We start from the raw sequence: 2,356 nt of genomic DNA, 5'->3' as shown, positions 1-2,356 counted from the left end.
TGCCGTTTCGGCGTAGTTGGTAGGGGCAATCCGCGTAGTTGGTCGGGGTTTTCCGGATAGGTGGTAGGGCTCTCTGTTTTCGGTCATTGTATAGGTGGCGTTGGCACAACTTGTGTCGGCGCGTCATCACCTTTCATGACCTTAAGGAGGGCCTTTCATGGCCAACTTCAAAGACATCATGGCGATGTGCTTAGACGGGGCAAGCTACGCTGCCATTTCTGCGGCGTTGGGATGCTCCAACCGGGATATTGCCAAAACCAAGACGCTCATCGCTGACCACGGCATCACCAAGGAGTCGTTTGCCCAGCTGGATCCATCTTTCTTCGACGAGTGCTTCAGCGACCATCGTGGGGCACGTCGCAAGCTCTATGACCAGCCAGACTTCGAAAAACTCGCTAGGCGCTTGGCTAACAACAAGCATCTGACCCGCCACAAGCTCTGGATGGACTACGTTGCTGCACCTGCCGGTGACGGTGAGTCGAAGTATCAGTACTCCCAGTTCTGCGAACGCCTGCGTGACTACATCCGCACCACTGGAATGACCTCGATTATCGAACATGAGCCAGGCCAGGAACTCTACGTCGACTGGGCCGGCGACAAAATTTCCATCGTCGATAAAGCCACCGGTGAAGTCGGCATGAAAGCCAGCTTATTCGTGGCTATCTGTCCCTATTCTTCGCTGACGTTCGTTGTGGCTTCAGCGAATGAGAAGATGGACAACTGGATTGCCTGCCATGTGAAAGCCTTGGACTACCTCGGCAAACGCCCTGGCATCATCGTGCCCGATAACGCACCGACCGCGACTTACCGCCCGGTGAAGAACAAACCCGGCCGGCGCATTCAACAACGCTACGCCGACTTCGCCGACTACTACGACATCCTGATCGTGCCGGCCCGGCCTGGAAAACCTCGGGATAAAGCTGCTGTAGAACGCGCCGTCCAACTCGTCTACACGCGTATCCTCGGCTACTTCGATGGGATCACCTTCTACAGCCTCGATGAGCTCAACGAGCTCATCGCCCAGCGCATCGACGACATCAACATGAATATGCCCCGGCCCGATGGGCTCACCCGTAAAGAGTTGTTTGATGCTGATGAAGCACCCCTCATGCGTGACTTGCCCGATACTCCGTTTACGGAAGTGTCGTGGCGGGCTGTCAAAGTCGACCGTAACTGGCACATCTGCTGCGACTACCAGTACTACTCAGTGCCGTTTCAGTACATCGGCAAAACCCTGCGGGCACGGCTGACCAACAGCCTGGTGAGCATCTTCGACGGCGATGAGCTGGTTGCAGAACATAGTCGTATGCACGGGTTCAAGTACCGCTATTGCACTGACCCAGCCCATACCCCGGATAAGGATATCGCTGGGGTCAAACCGCTTACCCGCAACGAGCTGCTTGCTCGAGCCTCGTCGTTTGGGCCGGCAACCACCAAGGTCGTTTCCTCAATCTTGGAACGCAACGCCAAAGCCATACCCCGCGGGCTGCATACCGCCCGCAACGTGCTCGTCAAGCTGGGCAACAAGCACAACAAGACCACGCTTGAGCCTGCTTGCCAGCAAGTCATCGACCATAACCTGGCACCCAATATGCAGGTCATCGCGCGGATTCAAGCCGATATCGCCCGCAACGGTCACACCCTTAACCAAACGCCAGCCGTCCAGGTCGATCAAGGCCAGTCGCGCATTGTGGATATCACCGCCATCCCTGATGCAGTGTTCCTGCGCCCAGCCAGCCACTACGACACCCCGAAGAAGGAGGCCTAGACCATCATGACCACCATCAACCTTGACGATGACATCCGAGCTACACTGCGTAAACTGCGTCTGTCGACCTTCGCCGACATCTTCTTCGACCTAGTCGCTGCCGATGACACGAACAACGCATTGCCTGAGGAAATCTTTTTCAAAGCCGTGGAAGAAACCGCGGCCAAGCGTCGGCAGAACAACATCGCAAAAGCCATCGCCCAGGCGAAATTCCGCTATCCGGCAGCAACACTCGCCGAGCTGATCAACCCCGATAAGCGCGGGCTGAACCTGCGCCAGCTCAAACGACTGGCCGCAACACCCTGGCGCGACGAGCCTTCCAATGTGCACGTCCTGGCACCAACCGGTGCGGGTAAAACCTACATCGCTTGTGCTATCGGTATTGCTGCCTGCCAGGCTGAATACAGCGTCGCCTACTACCGGCTGGATCAGCTCGTCGATGAGTTAGCGGCCTTCTCGCCGGCAGATGAACGCTATGTAGCTAAAATGCGCAGGCTACAAAACGTTGACGTACTCATCCTCGATGATTTCCTAACGATAGGAATCAACCAGCGCGGACAAGAAGACCTAACCAAGATCATATTCGAC

Annotated in this window: 2 protein-coding genes; both read left to right on the top strand. The window is 56.3% G+C overall.

Features of this window, described 5'->3' with window-relative positions; all coding sequences use genetic code 11:
- Positions 1 to 157: 157 nt before the first annotated feature.
- Positions 158 to 1,768: an IS21 family transposase gene (gene istA / locus HMPREF3149_RS10375; protein ID WP_070537971.1), complete on the top strand. Its 1,611-nt coding sequence runs from the start codon at positions 158 to 160 to the stop codon at positions 1,766 to 1,768.
- 6 nt (positions 1,769 to 1,774) lie between these two features.
- Positions 1,775 to 2,356 (top strand): ATP-binding protein (locus HMPREF3149_RS10370; RefSeq protein ID WP_070537970.1); only part of this gene is annotated, 582 nt, incomplete at its 3' end.

It is taken from the genome of Corynebacterium sp. HMSC05E07 (genome assembly GCF_001807225.1).
GTDB classification, from domain to species: domain Bacteria; phylum Actinomycetota; class Actinomycetes; order Mycobacteriales; family Mycobacteriaceae; genus Corynebacterium; species Corynebacterium singulare.
Note: the sequence above shows the minus strand (reverse complement) of the source record. Positions and strands in the feature narration are given on the sequence as shown.

Bases quoted from the DNA above. Each gene is read 5' to 3' on its own strand.
- istA (WP_070537971.1), top strand. From the start codon at position 158: ATGGCCAACTTCAAAGACATCATGGCGATGTGCTTAGACGGGGCAAGC.